Source organism: Achromobacter xylosoxidans, assembly GCF_002192695.1.
Lineage (GTDB): Bacteria > Pseudomonadota > Gammaproteobacteria > Burkholderiales > Burkholderiaceae_B > Achromobacter > Achromobacter xylosoxidans_C.
In genome coordinates this window covers 1-3,842 of record NZ_MTLG01000049.1, presented here as the reverse complement: position 1 = coordinate 3,842, position 3,842 = coordinate 1, and the positions used below count along the sequence as shown (strand labels likewise).

The window sequence follows — 3,842 nt, the reverse complement described above, 5'->3', positions numbered from 1 at the left end:
GATCGACGGCGATCTTGCCGATGTCGTGCAGCAGCGCGGCGTAGGCGACGGCGGCGGTCCAGGCTTCGGACTGTGCCGCTTGGTCTTCGGGGCTGGCGCCGATGGGCAGCAGATGGGACTGCCGCAGTTTCAGACTGTAGGCGACGATTTCGAGGCCGTGGTCGAGCATGCCGCCCAGATAGGCATGGTGATGCGCCTCGGAGGCCGGGAAGGCCTGGACCAGCTCGGCGTAGCGTTCCAGGGGCGCTCGGTACAGCGTGGCGAATTGCCTGCGCGACAGCGAGGTGCGCTGCCAAATGTGCTCCAGCAGCTTCTGCCGGCGCGGGGTGGCCAGCAGCGATGCGGCCGACTCGGGCCGCATCAACCCTTTCGGGAGGACGGTGGCGGGTGCTGGCGGTGGCGCGCCGGCGACCGGGGGCCGTTTTCGCTGGAACAGGGAGAGCATGCGGGTGTCCTGTGGCGGGCCGACCGGGAGGCCTTTTTGCCTTTTCGAGGTAGGGCCTTTCCCCTTGCACCCCATTCCCTTGCCGTTTCGGCCCTTTGGCCTTTAACCGTTTCGGTATAGCGGGGCCTGGGTTGCGGTTCCAGCGTCAATGTGGAACCCGCACGAATGGATTGCGCGGCGACCAGCCGCTGGCCTCGGCCTATGCTGCGGAGACGCTGTTTTCGCCAGGTAGGTTGCTCTCTAGGCGTCAAAGTTGACAAATGCGACAAAGGCGACTAGAGTAAGTCCTGTCTCAAACCTACCTGGGAGATGACCATGCCCACCGCCATTGAATTCATTGCCGACCGTCTGCCGCGTGTCACCGTGGAGGATGTGCGCCGCTTCGCGGATACCGTCGAAATCCGGGATGCGCCGGCTTTCGCGGCCGAGTTGCAGGCGTTCATTCACGAGCGCGTGGAGGCGGTAAAGCTGCCAGCCAACCTCGAAGGTGAAACGGTGGAGCACGCCTTGAAGCGTAAGACGGCTGCGCTGCGCGCTGAGACGCGCTGGGCGCCGACTGAAACCGACGTCCAGCGAGGCCGCGCCGTGCTGCTGGAAACCTTCAACCAGCCGCACAACCTGCCGCCCGCGGAGTACGCCAAGCTGGCGGACAAGTCGCGCCAGCAGATCTACAAGGACATCCTCGCCCGTCGGCTGCTGGCGCTGAACGTGGGGCCGCGAGGCCAGAAACTGCCCGACTGGCAGCTCGACCCGGTGAAGCAGCAGTTGACCCAAACCGTGCTTCAGGAGGTCGAGGGCATCGACCCTTGGACGATCTACCGCGCACTGTCCGAACCGCTCGAAGGCTTGGGCGGCCGCTCGCCAGTGGATGCGGTGACGCATGGCACGATCGACGACGTGGCCGAGGCCGTGTTCAACGTGCTGGGCGTTCAGGTGCATTGAAGCGAGATCGCCATGAGCCACGAGCTGCCTTCGTTCCTGATCGATGCCGGTGAGCTGCTCCAGCATGTGAGCCGCGTCGTCTATCGGGGCAGCCCGCTGTACTATGGCCGCAGCAGCACCAATCGCTACGATGACCCGGCCCAGGCCTACGGGGTGCTCTACCTGGGGCGCGACCTGCCCACGGCGCTGATGGAGTCGGTGTTTCATAAGCACCAGTGGCTTGCGGACACGAAGCGCTCGATCGCGCTGAAAGAAGTCCAGAGCCGGATGGTGCGCGCAGTGGGCGTGATGGACGACGTGCTTCTGGCCGACCTCACGGCGCCGGGCGTCATGGCGGGCTACTTCGGCCTGAACCTGGAGCAGTTGGCCAGCCGCGACTACACGCACACGCAGCAGGTGTCGGCCCAGGTGCATGCGATGCTTGGAGATGACGGCCAGGTGCTGTTCGACGGGGTGCTCTATCCGTCGCGCAACAACTATCCCGCCAAGAGCATCGCGCTGTTCGAGCGTGCCAGCGCGAAGGTCAGTGTCATCGAGGACATCGATCTCGTTGACCATGTGGACTGGCCGCGTTTCGTTGCTACATACCGCATCGGCGTGGAGCCCGACCCTGGCCCGTTGGAACCGGATGACGAAGCGTCCTGAAGCAGCAAGAGAACACATTGAAGCCCTAAACAGAATGAAATGGACCAAACTGAAATAGGCATCCCTCAGCAGTAGGAGACGACCATGAACACCACGACTCGCACCAGCACCGCAGAACGCCTCGGCCGCGCCTTTGGCCGCGGATGGCGTGCCTACGCGCGCTGTGAACGGCGGGCGTCGAACTGGTTGGTTTCCAAGGGCATGCCGACGGCTGGAGCCACCGCGCTCGTGTGGATGGTTAAGCTGGCTGCGCTCGGGGTGCTGCTGTACACCACCTTCTGGCTGGCCCTGGTGATGGTGTGCGTCATGGTGGTTGCCTGGATGGCCCGCAACACCGACTTGGGCGAGGAGTTGCCCGAGCCAGAGTGGCGAAACGGACCAGCAGGATTCGGCCTATACACCTACGACGGTTTCCGCATTGATCCTCATGTCGAGGACGACTAGCAGCGATCACTTCTTCGACACTGCATTGATCGCAATGCTTCCTCCCCTTCCGCCAGCAGCCTTGGCATCTCCGGTGGCTCCTGCGAGGCCTTGCAACACGTTGCCGGCACGAACGCCCGCCCAAGCCAAGGCCATGATCCAGAACGTAGGCAGTACGATGAACATCGTGCCCGTGACAAACATCAGGAGCATGTCTCCGAAGGCGTTGTTCAGCCCCACCAGCGGGTCGAAGTTGGTGTGCGGCCGATTCCAGCCGAACCCCCAGCCATAGAGCGCATCCAGGATCGTCGAATCGATCCAGCGCGCAAGCTGAAACCAGAAGTCCGTGAAGAAGAGCGCGAACTGCACGACGCTGACGGTAACGACCGTCTTCAGATCGTAGGTGCCTACGACCAGCACAAGCGGGATGCAGATGACCAGCGCCATCTTGAGCAAGGCGAGGACCATGGGCAGAGACTGTCTCACGACGTCCATGGCGGGAAACGCGGCAATCGCGCCGACGGCCATCCCAACGTCTCCCGTGGCCCGCGTCACGATGTTCGGCAAGGTCTTGTCGATCTGGCCGCCATAGTCCGTATAGACGCTACCCTGGTTCAATTTCTGTTGCCGCGGTGACGCGATGGCGCGGATCACCGAGTCGTCCACCTCGGCCCTGCTCAGGAACCCGGCCCAGCCTGCCAGGCGATTCAACAGGTTCGGGTCCACCTGTCCCAGCAGGCGTGCCCGCAGGCCATTGCCGCCATCGGCCCACCACTGCCTGCAGGTCGGGTAGCCGCCACCGCTGCCCACCTGTGCAAGCCCCGCATCGCGGGTGCTGTCGTAGGGCCAGTCGTCGCGCGGCGTGCTTGAGCGGTAGGTGTCGTAGTAGCCGCCCGTGTCCGTGAAAAACCTCGACCCTATCCAGGTCACGTCGTGCATCTGCTGCTCATCAAGCTGAGGGCGCTGCATGAACAATTTGGCCCGTGCAGGCCCATAGCAATCCCGCGAGAAATCCGCTACTTCCTGAGCCAGTACCGGGTCGTCAATGCGGGTCGCGTCGATCTCCATGCGCATCTGCCGCAGGTCCGTGCCGCATGGGATCGCCGCCACCGAGGCGCTCGTGACGGCGCGCGAGAGCGCGTGCATGAAAGCCCACCAGACCGGCACCTTCGCCGACTGGTTGTTGATGGTGCTGAAGGACTGCGACCAGCCGGTATCCGTGGGCTGCGGCACGCTGACCTGGCACTGGGCCGAGCGCGAGCTGTCGTACTGGATGGTGTTGAGGTCCACGTCGATGAACGGGATGCCAGCGAACATCACCACCACGATGGCGACGAAGACCCGGTTCTCGATGCGCGCAGCCGAGAGCACGCCCTTGTTGCCTTCG

The 3,842-nt window shown here is 63.8% G+C and carries 5 protein-coding genes; 3 read left to right on the top strand and 2 right to left on the bottom strand.

The features are described 5' to 3' along the window. Positions 1-445, bottom strand: a 445-nt coding sequence (locus tag BRO63_RS04955) for a TraI domain-containing protein (RefSeq protein ID WP_179215036.1), incomplete at its 3' end; no start/stop codon positions are given. Between the two features lie 315 nt (positions 446-760). Here BRO63_RS04955 and BRO63_RS04950 point away from each other — a divergent pair. The 3 genes from BRO63_RS04950 to BRO63_RS04940 all read left to right on the top strand — a co-directional run bounded on the left by BRO63_RS04950 (position 761) and on the right by BRO63_RS04940 (position 2,476). Further along, a complete protein-coding gene (locus tag BRO63_RS04950; protein WP_003050085.1) occupies positions 761-1,387 on the top strand; it encodes a hypothetical protein in 627 nt (208 codons plus the stop codon). A gap of 12 nt (positions 1,388-1,399) precedes the next feature. Further along, on the top strand, positions 1,400-2,032 hold the full coding sequence (locus BRO63_RS04945) for an RES family NAD+ phosphorylase (protein WP_003050087.1): 633 nt from the start codon (positions 1,400-1,402) through the stop codon (positions 2,030-2,032). Between the two features lie 84 nt (positions 2,033-2,116). Further along, positions 2,117-2,476, top strand: a complete 360-nt coding sequence (locus tag BRO63_RS04940) for a DUF3742 family protein (protein WP_003050090.1) — start codon at positions 2,117-2,119, stop codon at positions 2,474-2,476. 6 nt (positions 2,477-2,482) lie between these two features. On the opposite strand, the gene BRO63_RS04935 is transcribed toward BRO63_RS04940, so the two are convergent. After that, positions 2,483-3,842: conjugal transfer protein TraG N-terminal domain-containing protein (locus BRO63_RS04935; protein ID WP_088138682.1), on the bottom strand; the 1,360-nt coding region annotated here is incomplete at its 5' end.

Excerpts from the sequence above, each read along its gene's own strand:
- BRO63_RS04950 (WP_003050085.1), top strand. The coding sequence starts at position 761 with ATGCCCACCGCCATTGAATTCATTGCCGACCGTCTGCCGCGTGTCACC.
- BRO63_RS04945 (WP_003050087.1), top strand. The coding sequence starts at position 1,400 with ATGAGCCACGAGCTGCCTTCGTTCCTGATCGATGCCGGTGAGCTGCTC.
- BRO63_RS04940 (WP_003050090.1), top strand. The coding sequence starts at position 2,117 with ATGAACACCACGACTCGCACCAGCACCGCAGAACGCCTCGGCCGCGCC.